Origin of the sequence: Paucibacter sp. JuS9 (assembly GCF_044043925.2) — a bacterium.
Lineage (GTDB): Bacteria > Pseudomonadota > Gammaproteobacteria > Burkholderiales > Burkholderiaceae_C > JAUASW01.
On sequence record NZ_CP194172.1, the window covers coordinates 801,288 to 817,385 of the forward strand.

At 67.8% G+C, this 16,098-nt stretch carries 14 protein-coding genes; 7 read left to right on the top strand and 7 right to left on the bottom strand.

Annotated features, from left to right (window positions below):
• Nucleotides 1-6 precede the first annotated feature (6 nt).
• Nucleotides 7-1,194 carry a SphA family protein gene (locus ABT392_RS03485; RefSeq protein ID WP_334278722.1) on the bottom strand — a complete coding sequence of 396 codons (1,188 nt, stop codon included), beginning with the start codon at nt 1,192-1,194 and terminating at the stop codon, nt 7-9.
• A 163-nt stretch (nt 1,195-1,357) separates the two neighbouring features.
• On the opposite strand from ABT392_RS03485, the gene ABT392_RS03490 reads away from it, so the two are divergent.
• On the top strand, nt 1,358-1,999 hold the full coding sequence (locus ABT392_RS03490) for a TetR/AcrR family transcriptional regulator (RefSeq protein WP_395386601.1): 642 nt from the start codon (nt 1,358-1,360) through the stop codon (nt 1,997-1,999).
• A 19-nt stretch (nt 2,000-2,018) separates the two neighbouring features.
• On the opposite strand, the gene ABT392_RS03495 is transcribed toward ABT392_RS03490, so the two are convergent.
• Genes ABT392_RS03495 through ABT392_RS03520 form a run of 6 tightly spaced genes read right to left on the bottom strand, consistent with a single transcriptional unit; the run spans nt 2,019 to nt 9,278 of the window.
• Nucleotides 2,019-3,410: a DUF1254 domain-containing protein gene (locus ABT392_RS03495; protein ID WP_395386600.1), complete on the bottom strand. Its 1,392-nt coding sequence runs from the start codon at nt 3,408-3,410 to the stop codon at nt 2,019-2,021.
• The gene (locus ABT392_RS03500; protein WP_395386599.1) at nt 3,407-4,438 is read right to left on the bottom strand and encodes a formylglycine-generating enzyme family protein; all 1,032 of its coding nucleotides are present in this window, start codon (nt 4,436-4,438) and stop codon (nt 3,407-3,409) included. Before ABT392_RS03500 ends, ABT392_RS03495 begins: the two co-directional genes overlap by 4 nt.
• Nucleotides 4,439-4,457: 19 nt before the next feature.
• Nucleotides 4,458-6,119 (bottom strand): sulfatase-like hydrolase/transferase, encoded by a 1,662-nt coding sequence (locus tag ABT392_RS03505; RefSeq protein WP_464970907.1) that lies wholly within the window; start codon nt 6,117-6,119, stop codon nt 4,458-4,460.
• Between the two features lie 13 nt (nt 6,120-6,132).
• Complete coding sequence (locus ABT392_RS03510) at nt 6,133-6,753, bottom strand: hypothetical protein (RefSeq protein WP_395386597.1); 621 nt, start codon at nt 6,751-6,753, stop codon at nt 6,133-6,135.
• Nucleotides 6,750-7,583, bottom strand: coding sequence for a metal-dependent hydrolase (locus ABT392_RS03515; RefSeq protein WP_334278728.1), 834 nt, complete (start codon nt 7,581-7,583; stop codon nt 6,750-6,752). Before ABT392_RS03515 ends, ABT392_RS03510 begins: the two co-directional genes overlap by 4 nt.
• Before the next feature lie 24 nt (nt 7,584-7,607).
• Nucleotides 7,608-9,278 carry an AMP-binding protein gene (locus ABT392_RS03520; protein WP_395386596.1) on the bottom strand — a complete coding sequence of 557 codons (1,671 nt, stop codon included), beginning with the start codon at nt 9,276-9,278 and terminating at the stop codon, nt 7,608-7,610.
• A gap of 200 nt (nt 9,279-9,478) precedes the next feature.
• Here ABT392_RS03520 and ABT392_RS03525 point away from each other — a divergent pair, with 200 nt between their 5' ends.
• From ABT392_RS03525 to ABT392_RS03550, 6 genes are read left to right on the top strand one after another with little or no spacing between them, the layout of a single operon-like run.
• Complete coding sequence (locus tag ABT392_RS03525) at nt 9,479-11,575, top strand: 3-hydroxyacyl-CoA dehydrogenase NAD-binding domain-containing protein (protein WP_395386595.1); 2,097 nt, start codon at nt 9,479-9,481, stop codon at nt 11,573-11,575.
• A gap of 18 nt (nt 11,576-11,593) precedes the next feature.
• The gene (locus ABT392_RS03530; protein ID WP_395386594.1) at nt 11,594-12,769 is read left to right on the top strand and encodes an acetyl-CoA C-acyltransferase; all 1,176 of its coding nucleotides are present in this window, start codon (nt 11,594-11,596) and stop codon (nt 12,767-12,769) included.
• 13 nt (nt 12,770-12,782) lie between these two features.
• Nucleotides 12,783-14,585 (top strand): acyl-CoA dehydrogenase, encoded by a 1,803-nt coding sequence (locus ABT392_RS03535; RefSeq protein WP_395386593.1) that lies wholly within the window; start codon nt 12,783-12,785, stop codon nt 14,583-14,585.
• Nucleotides 14,572-14,805 carry a hypothetical protein gene (locus ABT392_RS03540; protein WP_334278733.1) on the top strand — a complete coding sequence of 78 codons (234 nt, stop codon included), beginning with the start codon at nt 14,572-14,574 and terminating at the stop codon, nt 14,803-14,805. The genes ABT392_RS03535 and ABT392_RS03540 overlap by 14 nt, the downstream gene beginning before the upstream one ends.
• 31 nt (nt 14,806-14,836) lie before the next feature.
• The gene (locus ABT392_RS03545; protein WP_395386592.1) at nt 14,837-15,628 is read left to right on the top strand and encodes an SDR family oxidoreductase; all 792 of its coding nucleotides are present in this window, start codon (nt 14,837-14,839) and stop codon (nt 15,626-15,628) included.
• A gap of 4 nt (nt 15,629-15,632) precedes the next feature.
• Nucleotides 15,633-16,097 (top strand): PaaI family thioesterase, encoded by a 465-nt coding sequence (locus tag ABT392_RS03550; RefSeq protein WP_334278735.1) that lies wholly within the window; start codon nt 15,633-15,635, stop codon nt 16,095-16,097.
• Nucleotide 16,098: the final 1 nt, after the last annotated feature.

Below are 16,098 nucleotides of genomic sequence, written 5' to 3' on the forward strand. Positions count from 1 at the left end.
AGCGCCTCACCAGGCCTTGATGAAGCGAAGCTGGGTGGTGCGCGTCACCAGGGTATTGCGGCCGCCGAAGTTCTGGCTGTAATGCAGGTTGAAGCCAGCTTCCTTGCCCGGCAGCTTGTAGGACAGGAAAGGGCCCCAGCTGAAGTTGCGGTAGCGGTTGCCGTCGGTCAGGGCGGCGGCGCCGGTACCTGAGTCGTCGCTGAACTGCTGGATGCCCAGCACGTTCGCGCCGAGTGCCCAGTCACCCATGACCTTGACCGCGCCGAACTCCATGTAGACGTAGTTGCCGCTGAGGTACTGCGTGTCCTTGTTCTTGGTGTTCAGCCCCACGGAAACCCGGCCCGCCACGGTGACGCCCGAGGTCCAGGATTCGCCCGGCTTGTCGGGGTTGACCGAATAGCTGACCGCCACGCCGGGGCGCAAGGTGTAGAAATTGCCGAAGCCGGGGTTCGGGCCGCGTGCGGCGTCGTAGCTGCCGGTGGGCAGGAACAGCGAGGCACCTGCCGCGACCTTCAGATGGCCCTCGTGGTGCACCCAGACCGCCGACAGCTCGGCATCACCGACACCGCTGACCTTGATCGATTGCGCGGCCGATTGAGCCGCCACGCCGGCCTGGACCTGGGCGTTGACCACGTCTGCCACCTGGCTGATCGCGCCGCGCAAGGCGGCCGGCAGTGCTGCAGAGGGTGTCGGCGTCACCGTGCCCAGGGGCTGGGCGGCGATGAAGGTTCGCTCCTGGCTGATCAGCGGCACGTTGATCGCGAAGGCGATGCGGCCGCCGCCATAGGTGCTCTCGGTGAGATAGCCACCCAGCAGGTTGACCTGGTTCTGGCGCTGGCTGAAGTCGACGGTGCCGGTGGGCACCGACAGCGAATAGACACCGTCGCCGACGGCGCCCTTGGTCGGGCCGCTGAGGGGAAGCGGCACGGTGCGGGCCGGCACGCCGATGCGGTTGCCCTGGCCGTCGACCACCTTGTAGATGTCGGCCACGCTCAGCACGACGGTACCGAAGAAGCCTGGGTTGTCGGCCGGCGTGGCCATCTCGCCGCCGAAAGCGCCGACGGGCGACTGCCGCAGCTTGTAGCCCTCGCTGGCCAGTGCCTGGGTGGCAAGGCCGGTGGCAGAGAGCGCCAGCGCCGTGGCGGCAAGGCCGCGCAGCGGCGAGGGCGGGAGTTGCGGTGTGCGTCGGGTCATGGCCATGTCTCCTGGGTTTGTCTGGCTGGAAGATGGCTGTTCAACAGCTCTGATTCTCCATACACTTGTGTCTTGACGAGACGAATGTAGCGGATCAACCCCGTCCCGTCTGCACAGGGAAAACGCGGGCACCGGGGCCTGCTGCGACACAATGCCTGCCGCCATGAACACCAGCACGCCGCCCAAGAAGACGCCCAGGAAGAGTCCCCGCCCCAGCAAGAACGAGTCGGCACGCCTGGGGCGCGACGACTGGCTCAATGCCGCCTACGAGGCCGTCGTGGAAGGCGGCTTCGACCAGGTGCGCGTGCTGCTGATCGCCGACAAGCTCGGTGTCACGCGCGGCAGCTTCTACTGGCATTTCACCGACCATGCGGACCTGGTCACCTCGCTGTGCAAGCAATGGTGCGAGCGCGAAATCGCCGATGACCGCCGCCTGCAGGCCCATGCCAGCGACGACCCGGTCGCCGACCTGGTGCATGTGCTGGACGAAGCCCTGTCGCGCGGTGGCGTGGACCTCAAGAACATGCGCTTCGAGCTCGCGCTGCGCGGTCTGGGTCGGCGCGACCCGGCCGTGGCCAAGCTGCTCGTGGCAGTGGACGAGGCGCGCATGGCCGTGTTCATCGAGAAGTTCCAGCGCCTCACCGGAGACGAGAAGACGGCCACCGAGCTCTCGGTGCTGTTCTACCTGGCGGTCACCGGCGGCGTGCAGGCGCTGGCGCGGCCTTCCAGCAATGCCAGCATTGCCGCCTTCATCCGCAACCTGATTGCCGACTACCTGATCCGCAAGCAGGCGCCGGCCGCCTGACCCTGCCTGGCTTGCCGGCTCAGCGCTGCCGCTCGAGCCCGGGCATGGTCCAGGCGCCGCCCAGGGCGGCCGGTTCTGGCCAGTAGAGCCGGGCCGTCAATTGGAACGGCTGGCCGCGCAGCACCGGCAACCAGTTGCTGCGCCGTGCTTCCTCGGGCGCTTCTGCCTGTAGCCACAGGTCGAGCGAACCGTCGGCGTTGTACTGAAGCGGGTCGCGGTCGCCGATGGCGTAGCGGCCTGTCGCCACCGGCAGGAAGAAGTCGTCCATGCCGTAGGCCGTGACCGACCAGAAGGCGCGCACCGGCGGCAATTGCCCGGCCGCGAAGTGCAGGCGGTAGCGATGGTCGCCGTGCAGCGGCTGGCCCTGCGCGTCGAGACGCGTGCTGGGGTAGAGCGAATCGGCCGGCAGGTTGGCGCCCAGCCCCACCATGGCGACGGCTGCGCGCGTGGCGTAGTCGCTGCCGTAGTCGCCGAGATTGGCGGGCGGCGTCCGCCAGCCTTGTTGTGCGCCGGCCGTGTCTCGCAGCGCCTGGCCGATGCGCCAGTCCGCCAGCCAGCGGCCGAGCGCGACCGACTGGCGTTCCAGCCATCCCCACTGAGGCGGCTGGCCGGGGCCCACGCCCAGGCGCGCTAGCTGGTCCAGCATCGCCCGGTCTTGAGCATGCGGCGGGTTGGCCTGCGTCAGGCGGGCCAGGTGGCCGAAGAAGGTCGAGACATCCATCGCCTGCATCTGGGCAATCGGCGCGACCGGTGGTGTGGCGGCAGCTCGCCAGGCAGGCTCGGGCGTGGGGCGGCCGGCCTGCCAGTCGGCCAGCGAGCGCAGGCTCAGGCCGTCCTGCAGCCGGTGGGCCGTGGCGTAGTCGGCCACGCCATTGGTCTGCGTGCGGCCGATCAGCCAGACCATCTGCGTCGGCGCACGCAGCAAGGTCAGGCCCGGCGGCGGCGTGCCTTGCCAGCCCGGGCCCACAAGCAGGTAGCTTGCCGGACCCGTGCCGGTGGTGCGCGTGCCCGGCGACGCGAACACATGGGTCCAGGCATCCATGAAGGGCATGAGCGCATAGCGCTGCGCATTCGCTGCCATCTCGAACACCCAGGGCCCCTGGTCGGCATTGATGAAGGCCGAGGTGTAGAGCGTGTCCACGTTCGGGCGCACCACGGCCTTGAAGTCGGCAGCGGGGAAACGGCGCACCCGGCGCAGCGTGTTCTCAGGGCCGACGGCCGCGGCCGAGCCCTGGCGCGAGAGCTCCATGATGACCAGCGGATAGCCGTACAGATAGGCCTCGGCGCCGGCCCGGATGCGAACAGCCTGCGAGATCAGCAGGGCTGTCAGCAGGGCGAGCAGCACCAGCACGCCGCCCAGCAGGCGCAGGGCGGGCGAGGAGCGCTTCGCGGATGGATGCGCGCGCGTCATGGCGGTGCTGTGCGCAGCACGGTGCGAAAGCCCAGATGGCTGGTGGCCAGGTCTTCTTCCTGCGGCTGGCGGGCGCCGGCCCGGTAGCGCATGCAGTAGTCGGGCGCGCAGAGGAAGGAGCCGCCCTTGATCACGCGCACGGCCGTCTGGCCGCGCTGCAGCGCGGCGGGCAACTGGTCCGGCGGCGGGCTGCTGGCCTCGAAATGGCCGGGGCGGTAGAGGTCGACCGTGAGCTCCCAGACATTGCCGATCAGGTCAAAGAGGCCTAGCGCATTGGGCGCGTAGCAGCCCGCCGGCGCCAGACCGAGAAACCCATCGGCGGCCGAGTTCTTGACCGGGAACGGCCCCTGCCAGGTGTTGGCCTGTTCGGGCTGGGCATGCTCCTGCTGGGGCGGCGGCCGGCTCGGGCTGGCGGAGCGCGCCGCCCATTCCCATTCGGCCTCGGTGGGCAGGCTGCGGCCCCTCCAGCGCGCATAGGCTTCAGCATCCGCAAGCGTGATGGCTACCACCGGGAAGGCTTCTCGCCCCTCGATCGAGGTGGCCGGGCCGGCCGGATGGCGCCAGTTGGCGCCAGGGATGAAGCGCCACCACTGGCGCACATCGGTCGTGCCGTCGACCTTGTCGGGCGCGACGAACACCACGGCCCCGGGCTGGCGCAGCTCCGGCGGCAGCTCGGGGTGGGCCGCGGCATCGACGGCCCGCTCTGCCGTCGTCACGTAGCCGGTGGCGTGCACGAAGGCGGCGAACTGCGCATTCGTGACCTCGGTGCGGTCCATCCAGAAGCCGGCCACCTCCACGGGGCGCCGGGGCTGCTCCTCGCGGTAGATGTCGTCGCCTTGCACATAGCGGCCGGCCGGTACCCAGGCCATGTCTGGATGCGGGCTGCCCTGGGGCGGCGCGGGCAGCTCGCAGCGCAGGCGCTCGGCGACCGCGGGCGCGCGGCGCGCCTGGGCGGCCCACAGCGCAGCGCCGGCGAGGCCGGCAAGCAGCAACACGAGAGCCATGCGAGGCAGGGTGGGCAGGCGCATCGTCGCGGTGTCAGTTGAGTCAGTTGAACCAGTAGGTGTACTCGTCGCCGGGCAGCTGCTTCTTGTCCAGCGTCTTGTCGATCATCACCGGCAGGGCGATGAACGAGGGCCAGAGCGGCGCTGGCATGCCGGCATGGTGAGACTCGAGCAGCTTGCGCAGCGCGTCGCGCTTGTCGGCCCGGCTGGCGATCAGGTTGTGGCGCTCGGTCGGGTCCTCGTTCAGGTTGAACAGCCACTCCTTGCGCGGCAGCTCCGAGGAGATCAGCTTCCAGCCCTCAGCCTGCACGGCGCGGTAGCGGCCATCGCGCCAGAACAGCGGCCGCTGCGGCTGCGTGGCCGGCGCACCGGCGAGGAAGGGCAGCAGGTTGACGCCGTCAATCACGCGGTCCGTCGGCAGCTTGGCCCCGGCCGCGGCAACGGCCGTGGGCAGCACGTCGATGTTGCTGATCGGCGCCGGGTAGTGCTGGCCCGCCGCGATGTGGCCCGGCCACTTGGCGGCATAGGGCACGCGCAGGCCGCCCTCGAAGAAGGTGAGCTTCCAGCCCCGGTAAGGCTGGTTCACGTCGGGCAGGCCGATGTAGCCGGGTGCGCCGTTGTCGCTGGTGAAGATCACCAGGGTGTTGTCGTCGAGGCCCTGGTCCTTCAGCGCCTGCAGCACGCGGCCGACGCTGCGGTCCAGCGAACGCACCATGGCGGCATAGACGCGCTGCCGGTGGTCCTTGATCTGGGGCAGGGCGTCGTAGTCTTCCTTGCTGGCCTGCAGCGGCGTGTGCACGCCCCAGTGCGCGAGGTAGAGCAGGAAGGGCCGGTGCTTGTTCTTCTCGATGACGCGCACCGCCTCGTCGGTGAAGTAGTCGGTCAGGTAGCGATCGGGCTCGAACCATTGGCCGCCGTTGAAGCTCACGCCGAAGCGCATGTTGGGCCACAGGAAGCGGTCGATCGGGTCGAAGTCCTGCTTGGCGTTGACGGCGCGCGGGTCCTTCTCCGGCAGGTAGAGACCGCTTTCCATGAACAGGGTTTCATCGAAGCCCTGGTTGTTGGGCCGCATCTCGGGCGTGCTGCCCAGGTGCCACTTGCCGATGTGCACCGTGTGGTAGCCGGCGGGCTTCAGCAGCTTGGCCAGCGTCATCTCGGAGGGCGGCATGCCGAGGTCGTTGAAGTCCTTGGCGCCGGCCGCCGCCTGCTTGTCGATCTGCACCGGGTAGAGCCGGTCGGGGTCTGCGTAGAGCTCGCCGGCCACGCGGGCCATGGCGCCCGGCGTGGGCGTGAACTCGACGCCGAAGCGCCAGGGGTAGCGGCCGGTCAGCAGCGCGGCGCGCGAGACGGTGCACACGGCACTGCCCGCATAGCCGCGGTCGAAGCGGGCGCCGTCGCGGGCGATGGAGTCGATGGCCGGCGTCGGCACGCCCAGCGCAGCGAGGCCACCGCCGCCCATGGTGACGTCGTTGATGCCCAGGTCGTCGGCCAGGATGACGACGATGTTCGGTGGCCGCTTGCCCGCAGGCTGCGCGGGGCCGGCTTCCCAGGGTGCCGGGCGATGCGGCCCGCGCGGAAAAAAGAGGTCGGTGTACCAGCCGAGGGAATACTGCAGGATCAGCAGCCGGTTGGCATAGGCCAGGCCGCCGAGCAGCACCAGCAACGCCGCCGTGATCAGCAGGCCCTTGCGCCATCTCTTGCTCATGCGCTTGCGCTCCTCAGGACAGCCACAGGTACAGCGGCAGGGCCGCCACGGCGAGCAGGGCACCGACCAGCAGTCGCACGGCCAGCAGGCTGATCATCGGCCGGACCGGGAACACCTGTGTGCTCGCTATGGCCGCCCATTTGTGCATCGTGATGTCCTGTTGCTCGATGGCCAGGGCGAAGCGCAGGAAGTCGCGCCGGCTGCGGTAGCGCACCATGGCCACGTAGTCCCAGGGCGCCACACCGGGCTCGGTGATGAACTGGCCGCTGCGGCGCGCCACGAACACCAGCAGGTTGCCGTAGCGCAGCAGGTGCGGCAGCAGGGCGCGGCCATAGCGCTGGTCGGCTGCCTTGGCGCTCTTGCCGTAGTGCTCGTAGCCGGGCGGGTAGAGCGCCTCGGCGCGGTGGCGCACCAGGTTCTGCATCACGAATTCGCGGCCATCGTCATGGCTCACCAGGAGACGCACGTCGTCCAGCAGCGCTTGGGCCTGCGGCCCCTTGGCCCGCGCGCCGAGCCGCTGCAGGTAGGACTCGATTTCCTCGGCGCTCAGCGGCCGGCCGCGTCCGCCGTACCAGCACAGGAAGGCGGCATACAGCGTGGCCAGTGCAAGCAGCAAGCCTTGCGCGGCGCTCATGCTGCCGGGCTCGCGGCGCCGACCACGCTGAACTGCGCGGCGTTGTCGCGCAGCCATTGCTGCGAGCGGCTGGCATCGTGCTGGCTCGGATGGAAGTCCTCGCGCGTGTAGTCGCGCCACTGCGCATAGTTGCCCCGCAGCATGCCGTCCTTGCTGAACAGCAGCCGCCAGGCGCTGCGCCAGGTGCTCATCTTGAAGAGCGCGCGGTCCTGCCAGAGGTTGCGCAGGGTCTGGCGCGTCACGTCGGACAGGAAGGTGATCGTGATGTAGCGGAACACGCGCAGCCGCCAGACATGGTTGCCACCGCAGGCCTGGTACATGTCGAAGGCCGTGCAGCGGTGCTCGGACTCCTCGGCGCTGTGCCACAGCCACAGCGTCTGCAGGCGCGGCTCCGCACCTGCCAGCGCCTCGGGATGGCGCAGCATCCAGTCGGCGAACAGGGCGGTGAAATGCTCGGTGGCCGCGGTGGCCGCAAGGTGGATGCGCAGGTCGCGGTGGGCGTTGACCTTCAGCCGGCGCAGCCCGCGCCGCTCGATCTCGTTGCTCAGGCCCTGGGCAATCAGGTGCTCATTGAACAGCCCGTGGATACGCCGGTGCGTGGCCTCCTGGCCGATGAAGCCCTGCACCTCGGCGGCAAAGGGGGTGCGCTTTTCTTCCGGCAAGGACTTCAGGCCGGTGCGCACCGAGTCGATGAAGTACTGCTCGCCCACCGGGAAGCTCATCGACAGGGCGTTGAAGAAGGCCGAGCGAAAGGCGTCGCCGCCATTCCAGCGCACGGCAAAGGGCGTGCTGAGATCGATCAGCAATCGGCGGACGACAAGGTCAGACATGGCGTGTTCTCGGGAAAGCTGGTTTCAGGCGCGCTCGCGCAGCTCGCGGCGCAGGATCTTGCCCACATTGCTCTTGGGCAGGCTGTCGATGAAGTCGATCTGCTGCGGCCGCTTGTAGGCCGTGAGGTGCTCGCGGCAATGCGCGCGCAGGGTGGCTTCGTCGAGCGTCGGCGTCTTCTTCACCACGAAGAGCCGGACGGCCTCGCCGGTCGTGTCGCTCGGCTTGCCGACGGCGGCCACTTCGAGGACGTCGGGATGCATCATCACGACCTCCTCGATCTCGTTCGGGTACACGTTGAATCCCGAGACCAGGATCATGTCCTTCAGCCGGTCGACGATGCGCAGGAAACCGCGCTCGTCCATCACGGCCACATCGCCGGTGCGCAGGAAGCCGTCAGCCGTCATCACCCGGGCCGTCTCATCCGGCCGGCGCCAGTAGCCCTGCATGACCTGCGGGCCGCGCACGCACAGCTCGCCGGCCTGGCCCGTTGGCAGCTCCTGGCCTTCGTCGTCCCGTATCGACACCTCGGTCGACGGCATGGGCAGGCCGATGCTGCCGCTGAAGGCAGTCTGGTCCAGCGGTGTGCAGGTCACCGTGGGCGAGCACTCGGTGAGGCCATAGCCCTCCAGCAGCGGCGCGCCGGTGAGTTGCTGCCAGCGCTCGGCCACCGGCCGCTGCACCGCCGCGCCGCCACCGAGTGCGAAGCGCAGGCCGCTGAAGTCGAGCGCCGCGAAGCCGGGTTCGTTGATCAGACCGTTGAACAGCGTGTTCACGGCCGGCATCGAGTTGAAGCGGTAGCGAGACAGGATCTTGACGAAGGCTGCGAGGTTGCGCGGGTCGGCCACCAGCACGTTCGTGCCGCCGAGGCCGAAGAAGCCGAGGCAGGTGCCGAGCGCAAACACGTGGTACAGCGGAATGGCCGTGATGCTGACCAGCGGTTCGTCAAGTTCCAGGAAGGGATCGATCCAGGCGCGGCCCTGCGCCACATTGGCCATCACATTGCCGTGGCTCAGCATCGCGCCCTTGGCGCCGCCGGTCGTGCCGCCGGTGTATTGAAGAAAGGCCAGGTCCTGCGGCCCCATGGCGACACGCTGGAACTGCGCGGCCGCGCCCGCCCGCAGCATCGCGCCGAAATCGACCTTGCCCTCGAGCTGGTAGGGCGGCACCACGCGCTTGACGTGGCGGGCGAGAAAGTTGCCGAGCTGGCGCTTGATCGGCGGCATCAGGTCGGCCACGCCGGTCACGACCACATGGCGCACGCCGGTGTTGGCGATCACGCGGGCCAGGGTGTGGGCGAACAGGTCGACCACGATCATGGCCTCGGCGCCCGCGTCCTTCAGCTGGTGCTCGAGCTCCCGCGCCGTGTACATCGGGTTGACGTTGACCACCACATAGCCGGCGCGCAGCAGGCCGAACAGGCAGACCGGGTACTGCAGCAGGTTGGGCATCATCAGCGCCACCCGGCTGCCGCGCGGCAGCTTCAGCACCGACTGGAAGTAGGCCGCGACCTGGCGGCTCAGCGTGTCGAGCTGCGTGTAGCTCAGGCCCACGCCGGTGGCGCCGCTGACGAAGGCGGTCTTGGGCCCGTGCCGGGCGACGCCGTCCTCGAACAGGTCGACCAGGGAGCCGAGGCCGGCCACGTCGATCTCGGCCGGGACGCCCGGCGGGTAGCTTGCCAACCAGATCTTTTGCATGTCGTTGTCGGGCAATGCGTTGTCTCAGTACAGTAGTGTATGGTCCGCGGCCGACGTGGCGCAACCGCTCTCGCGCTGGTAGTTGCCCGCAGAGCCGGGCGGCCAGCGCCCCGGTCTTGTGTCGCAGCAGGGACAACGGGCAGTCGCGAACCCTGCCTAGAATCGAACGATCGTTCTATTCCGTGCCTGAAGGGGTAAGCATGACTGCCACATATGAAGTCCGCGGCACTGTTGCCGTGATCACCTTGAGCAACCCGCCGGTCAACGGCCTGGGCTATGCCACCCGCAAGGCGGCGGCCGAGGCGATCCAGCGCGCGGAGGAGGATGGCGAGGTCAAGGCCATCATCATCACCGGCGCCGGCAAGGCCTTCTCTGGCGGCGCCGACATCAAGGAGTTCGGTACGCCCAAGGCGCTGGCCGAACCCAATCTGCATAGCCTCATCAGCGTGGCGGAGAACTGCAGCAAGCCCATCGTGGCCGCCATCCACACGGTCTGCATGGGCGGTGGCCTGGAGCTGGCCCTGGGCTGCCACTACCGCGTGGCCGCACCCGGCGCCAAGATCGCGCTGCCCGAAGTGAAACTGGGCTTGCTGCCCGGCGCTGGCGGCACGCAGCGGCTGCCGCGCGCGCTGGGCGTGGAGCCGGCGCTGAACATGATCGTCAGTGGCGAGCCGGTCAACAGCGAGCTGCTGGCCATGGTGCCGGGCCAGATCCTGTTCAACCGCATCATCGAAGGCGACCTGATCGACGGCGCCATGGTCTTCGCCAAGGAAATGGCCGATGTGCGCCCGCTGCCCAAGGTGCGCGACCTCAAGGCCCGCGTGGCCAATGGCGAGGCCTTCTTCCAGTTCGCCCGCAACATGGTCGGCGGCATGAGCAAGAATTTCCCGGCGCCGCTGCGCTGCCTGGAAGCGGTGGCGGCTTCGGTCAACATGAAGTTCGACGACGGCATCAAGGCCGAGCGCGAAGGCTTCGTCGCGCTGATGATGACGCCGGAATCGAAGGCGCTGCGCCATGCCTTCTTTGCCGAGCGCGCCGCCAGCAAGATCGGTGATGTGCCGGACGACACGCCGGTGCGCAAGATTGCCAAGGTCGCCGTCATCGGCGCCGGCACCATGGGCGGCGGCATCACCATGAACTTCCTGAACGCCGGCATCCCCGTGACCATGCTGGAGACCAAGCAGGAAGCGCTGGACCGCGGCGTGGCCACGATCAAGAAGAACTACGAAGCCCAGGTCAAGAAGGGCAAGCTGAAGGAAGAGAAATACAACGAGCGCATGGCGCTGCTCGCCACCACCTTGAGCTACGACGCCATCGGCGACGCCGACCTGGTGATCGAGGCGGTGTTCGAGGAGCTGGGCGTCAAGGAGTCCGTCTTCAAGCAGCTCGACAAGGTGATGAAGCCCGGCGCCATCCTCGCCTCCAACACCTCGACGCTGGACGTCAACAAGATTGCCTCGTTCACCGAGCGTCCGCAGGACGTGGTGGGCATGCACTTCTTCAGCCCGGCCAATGTGATGAAGCTGCTGGAAGTTGTGCGCGGCGAGAAGACCGCCAAGGACGTGCTGGCCACTGTGATGCAACTCGCCAAGAAGATCCGCAAGACGGCCGTGGTCTCGGGCGTCTGCGACGGCTTCATCGGCAACCGCATGATCGAGCAGTACAGCCGCCAGGCCGGCTTTCTGCTCGACGAGGGCTGCTCGCCGCAACAGGTGGACAAGGCGGCCGAGCGCTTCGGCTTTGCGATGGGCCCCTTCCGCATGGGTGACCTGGCCGGCAACGACATCGGCTGGGCGATCCGCAAGCGCCGCTATGTCGAGAAGCCGAACCTGAACTACTCCAAGAGCGCCGACCTGCTCTGCGAGATGGGCCGCTACGGCCAGAAGACGCAGGCCGGCTGGTACGACTACCAGGCCGGCAAGCGCGACGCGATCCCGTCCAAGGCCGTCGAGCAGATGCTGGAAATGCACCGCGCTGCGCAAGGCATCACGCCGCGCCAGATCACGGATGAAGAGATCGTGCATCGCCTGGTCTTCGCGCTGGTGAATGAAGCCGCACATCTGCTTGAAGAGGGCATCGCCCAGCGCGCGTCCGACGTGGACATGGTCTACCTGACCGGCTACGGATTCCCGCTGTGGCGCGGTGGCCCGATGTGCTATGCCGACACCTTCGGCCTCTACAACGTGGTGCAGACGATGAAGCGCTTTGCCCGCAATCCGCATGACGACGCCAACTTCTGGCAACCCGCGCCGCTCTTGGCTCGCCTCGTCGAGCAAGGCAAGAGCTTCACTGAATAAGGCCAGGAGAGATTCACCATGAGCAAGGCACTGATTGTTTCCACCGCCCGCACCCCGCTGACCAAGAGCTGGAAGGGTTCCTTCAACATGACGCACGGCGCCACGCTGGGTGGCCATGCGGTGCAGGCCGCCGTGCAGCGCGCCGGCATCGATGCCAGCCACATCGAAGACGTGCTGATGGGCTGCGCCACGCCCGAAGGCGCGACCGGCGGCAATATCGCCCGCCAGATTGCGCTGCGTGCCGGCCTGCCGATCACGGTCAGCGGCGTCACCATCAACCGCTTCTGTTCCTCGGGGCTGCAGACCATCGGCATGGCTGCGCAGCGCGTCATCGCCGGTGAGGGCGACGTGTATGTGGCCGGCGGCGTGGAGAGCATCTCCTGCGTCCAGAACGAGGCCAACCGCCACATGTATGCCGACCCTGCGCTGCTGAAGATCAAGCCCGAGATCTACTGGAGCATGCTGCAGACCGCCGAGCAGGTGGCCAAGCGCTACAACATCTCGCGCGAGCGCATGGACCACTACGGCGCCGGCAGCCAGCAGAAGGCCTGCGCGGCCCAAGCAGCCGGCAAGTTCAACGACGAGATTGCTCCGATCACCGTGACCATGGGCGTCGTGGACAAGATCCGCGGCATGACGACCAAGGAAGTGACCGTGTCGGCCGACGAAGGCCTGCGTGAAGGCACGACCTTCGAAGGCATCAAGGACCTGCGCAGCGCCTTGCCCGGCGGCGTGATCTCGGCCGGCAATGCCAGCCAGTTCAGCGATGGCGCCGGTGCCTGCGTGGTGGTCAGCGAAGACTATGCTCAGCAGCACAGCCTCAAGCCCCTCGGCCGTTTCCTCGGCTTTGCCGTGGCTGGCTGCGAGCCCGATGAAATGGGCATCGGCCCGGTGTTTGCCGTGCCCAAGGTCCTGAAGAAACTGGGCCTGAAGGTGTCGGACATCGACCTGTGGGAGCTGAACGAAGCCTTCGCCGTGCAGGTGCTTTATTGCGCCGACACGCTGGGTATCCCGATGGACCGCCTGAATGTCAACGGTGGCGCGATTGCTGTCGGCCACCCCTATGGCGTGTCGGGCCAACGTCTGACCGGCCACGCGCTGATCGAAGGCAAGCGCCGTGGCGCCAAGCTGGTGTGCGTCACCATGTGCATCGGCGGTGGCATGGGCGCGGCCGGCGTGTTTGAAGTGCTCTGATCTGCTGCCTGCGATGCGCCAGACCCTCGATTTCCTGCTCAACGACTGGCTCAAGGTCGAGACCCTGAACCAGCGCGAGCGCTTTGCCGACCATTCGCTTGAGACCTTCGGCGCGGTGCTGGACACCAGCGAGCGCATCGCCCGCGAGAAGTTCGCGCCGTTCAATCGCCTGGTCGACACCGAAGAGCCTCACTTCGATGGCGACAAGGTGCACTTGCCCGCCGCCACCAAGGCAGCGATGGACGCTTTTGTCGAGAGCGGCCTCTTGGCCGCCGCGCAGGACTACGACCTGGGCGGCATGCAGCTGCCCTGCGTGATCGAGATGGCGGCCAAGACCTTCTTCAGCAAGGCCAGCGTGGCGCTGTCGGGCTACCCGATGCTGACCAAGGGCAATGCCAACCTGCTGATGGCGCATGGCACGGACAGGCAGCGCGAGGTGTTCGCGGCGAACGAGTTCTCCGGCCGCTGGTTCGGCACCATGTGTTTGTCGGAGCCGCAGGCGGGCTCCTCGCTGTCCGACATCGCGACGCGGGCCGAGCCTGATGGCGACGATGAGCTGGGCCCGCGTTACCGCCTCAAGGGCAACAAGATGTGGATCTCGGGCGGCGAGCATGAGCTGTCGGAGAACATCATTCATCTGGTGCTGGCCAAGATCCCCGGCCCCGACGGCAAGACCTTGCCGGGCACCAAGGGCATTTCGCTCTTCATCGTGCCCAAGAAGCTCGTGAATGCCACTGGCGAGCTGACCGGCGAACGCAACGACGTCTCCCTTGCCGGACTGAACCACAAGCTCGGCTACCGCGGCACGACCAACTGCCTCTTGAACTTCGGCGAGGGCCGCTTCAAGCCGGGCGGCAAGGCCGGCGCCGTGGGCTACCTCGTGGGCCAGCCGGGCGACGGCCTCAAGTGCATGTTCCACATGATGAACGAGGCGCGCATCGGCGTGGGCCTGGGCGCCGTGATGCTGGGCTACGCAGGCTATGAAGCGAGCCTGGAGTACGCGCGCCAGCGGCCGCAGGGCCGGCCCATCGGCCCGTCAGGAAAAGACTCGTCGCAAGCGCAGCGGCCCATCATCGAACACGCCGACGTGCGCCGCATGCTGCTGGCGCAGAAGAGCTTTGTCGAAGGCGGCCTGGCCCTGTCGCTGTTCTGTGCCCGCCTGGTCGATGAAGAACACACCGGCGACGAAGCCAGCGCGGCCGAAGCCAAGCTCCTGCTGGAAGTGCTGACCCCCATCGCCAAGAGCTGGCCGAGCGAGTGGTGCCTGGAGGCCAATTCGCTGGCCATCCAGGTGCTGGGCGGCTATGGCTACACGCGCGACTTTCCGGTCGAGCAGTACTGGCGCGACAACCGCCTCAACATGATCCACGAGGGCACGCATGGCATCCAGGGCCTGGACCTGCTGGGCCGCAAGGTGGTGATGAATGGCGGCAATGCGCTGATGGCGCTGGCCGGCCGCATCAACGCCACGGTGCAGCAGGCCCTGCAGCAACCCGCACTGGCCGAGCAGGCCAACCAGCTGGCGGCCGCCATGGCCCGCGTGGGCCGCGCCACCAAGGCCGCCTGGGCCACCGGCAACCCGGAAGAGGCGCTGGCCAATGCCACGCTCTATCTGCAGGCTTTCGGCCATCTCGTGCTGGCCTGGGTCTGGCTGGACCTGAGCTTGTGCGCCACAGGCGAGAATGACTTTGCGCGCGGCAAGCAGGCTGCGGCGAAGTACTTCTTTGCTTATGAGCTGCCCAAGCTTGCCGCCTGGCTGGAACCGGTCGAGCGGCGCGAAGGCCTGTGCCGGGAGATCGAGGATGGCTGGTTCTGAAACGACGGGCGAGACGAAGACCGTCACGCAGCAGACGCTGGCGTGGATCGAGCGTCTGGTCTGGATTCTGATTTACGGCGGCCTGCTGGCCGTGGTGCTGGGCCTGTTCCTGGTGCAGGGCGGCCGCTCCGTCACGCTGGGCTCGGTGCTGATGGCCAAGGGTGGCATCGCCACCGGCGCCGGTGTATTCCTGATCTTCCTGCGCTCGCGGATGAAGTAGCGCAGGCTCCAACCCTCTTCGAAAGACTGGCATGACTGACCGCGTTCAATCCCTGTTCGACCTGACGGGCCAGGTGGCCCTCGTCACCGGCGGCTCGCGCGGCCTCGGCCTGCAGATCGCCGAGAGCCTGGGCGAGGCCGGCGCCAGGATCATGCTCACATCGCGCAAGGCCGCCGACCTGGAAGAGGCGGCTGCGCACCTGCAGGCGCGCGGCATCGATGCCAACTGGATCGCCGCGGACGCTGCTGACGAAGCGCAGGCGCGCGGGGTCGTCGCGAAGACCATGGAGCGGCTGGGCCAGATCGACATCCTGGTCAACAACGCCGGCGCCACCTGGGGCGCGCCGGCTGAAGCGCATCCGGTCGAGGCCTGGGACAAGGTCATGGACCTGAACATCCGCAGCCTCTTCGTGTTTGCGCAGGCTGTGGCCCAGGCCAGCATGATTCTGCGCCGTCGGGGTCGCATCATCAACGTGGCCTCGATCGCCGGCCTCGGCGGCAACCCGACGATGATGAAGACCATCGCCTACAACACCAGCAAGGGCGCGGTGGTGAACTTCACCCGCGCGCTGGCCGGCGAATGGGGTGAGTACGGCATCACCGTGAATGCGCTGGCGCCGGGCTTCTTCCCGAGCAAGATGACCAAGGGCCTGCTGGCCACGGTCGGCGCCGAGAACCTGGCGGCTGCCGCGCCGCTGCGCCGCCTGGGCGACGATGAAGATCTGAAGGGTGCGGCGCTGCTGTTTGCCAGCCGTGCCGGCAAGCACATCACCGGGCAGATCCTGGCAGTCGACGGTGGCGTCAGCGCCCTCGTCGGAGGCTGAGCGAATGAGCAAGTCACCGGCGCTCAAGTTCCCCGTTCACATTCCTTTTGTCGAGCAGCTGGGTTTCGAGCTGCACAGCATCGGCGACGGCATGGCAGAACTCCGCGTGGACCTGAAGGAGGCCCACCTGAACTCCTGGGAAGTGGCCCATGGCGGCGTGCTGATGACCTTGCTGGACGTGGCCATGGCCCATGCAGCGCGCAGCATCCACCGCGACCAGCCGGACTTCGGCCCGGGCGTGGTCACGGTCGAGATGAAAACCTCCTTCATGCGACCCGGCGAAGGCGAGCTGCGCGCGGTGGGCAAGCTGCTGCATCGCTCGACGACGATGGCCTTCTGCGAAGGCTCGGTGTTTGGCGAGGATGGCAAGCTCTGTGCGCATGCCACCGGCACCTTCAAGTACCTGCGGGCCCTGCCGAGCCGCGGGCGCAGCCTCAAGGACCTGAAGCGTCGCGACGAACAGGCCTGAG

Bases quoted from the DNA above. Each gene is read 5' to 3' on its own strand.
- ABT392_RS03545 (WP_395386592.1), top strand. From the start codon at position 14,837: ATGACTGACCGCGTTCAATCCCTGTTCGACCTGACGGGCCAGGTGGCC.
- ABT392_RS03525 (WP_395386595.1), top strand. From the start codon at position 9,479: ATGACTGCCACATATGAAGTCCGCGGCACTGTTGCCGTGATCACCTTG.
- ABT392_RS03505 (WP_464970907.1), bottom strand. From the start codon at position 6,119: ATGAGCAAGAGATGGCGCAAGGGCCTGCTGATCACGGCGGCGTTGCTG.
- ABT392_RS03540 (WP_334278733.1), top strand. From the start codon at position 14,572: ATGGCTGGTTCTGAAACGACGGGCGAGACGAAGACCGTCACGCAGCAG.
- ABT392_RS03530 (WP_395386594.1), top strand. From the start codon at position 11,594: ATGAGCAAGGCACTGATTGTTTCCACCGCCCGCACCCCGCTGACCAAG.
- ABT392_RS03535 (WP_395386593.1), top strand. From the start codon at position 12,783: ATGCGCCAGACCCTCGATTTCCTGCTCAACGACTGGCTCAAGGTCGAG.
- ABT392_RS03490 (WP_395386601.1), top strand. From the start codon at position 1,358: ATGAACACCAGCACGCCGCCCAAGAAGACGCCCAGGAAGAGTCCCCGC.
- ABT392_RS03550 (WP_334278735.1), top strand. From the start codon at position 15,633: ATGAGCAAGTCACCGGCGCTCAAGTTCCCCGTTCACATTCCTTTTGTC.
- ABT392_RS03495 (WP_395386600.1), bottom strand. From the start codon at position 3,410: ATGACGCGCGCGCATCCATCCGCGAAGCGCTCCTCGCCCGCCCTGCGC.
- ABT392_RS03500 (WP_395386599.1), bottom strand. From the start codon at position 4,438: ATGCGCCTGCCCACCCTGCCTCGCATGGCTCTCGTGTTGCTGCTTGCC.
- ABT392_RS03510 (WP_395386597.1), bottom strand. From the start codon at position 6,753: ATGAGCGCCGCGCAAGGCTTGCTGCTTGCACTGGCCACGCTGTATGCC.
- ABT392_RS03485 (WP_334278722.1), bottom strand. From the start codon at position 1,194: ATGACCCGACGCACACCGCAACTCCCGCCCTCGCCGCTGCGCGGCCTT.
- ABT392_RS03520 (WP_395386596.1), bottom strand. From the start codon at position 9,278: ATGCAAAAGATCTGGTTGGCAAGCTACCCGCCGGGCGTCCCGGCCGAG.
- ABT392_RS03515 (WP_334278728.1), bottom strand. From the start codon at position 7,583: ATGTCTGACCTTGTCGTCCGCCGATTGCTGATCGATCTCAGCACGCCC.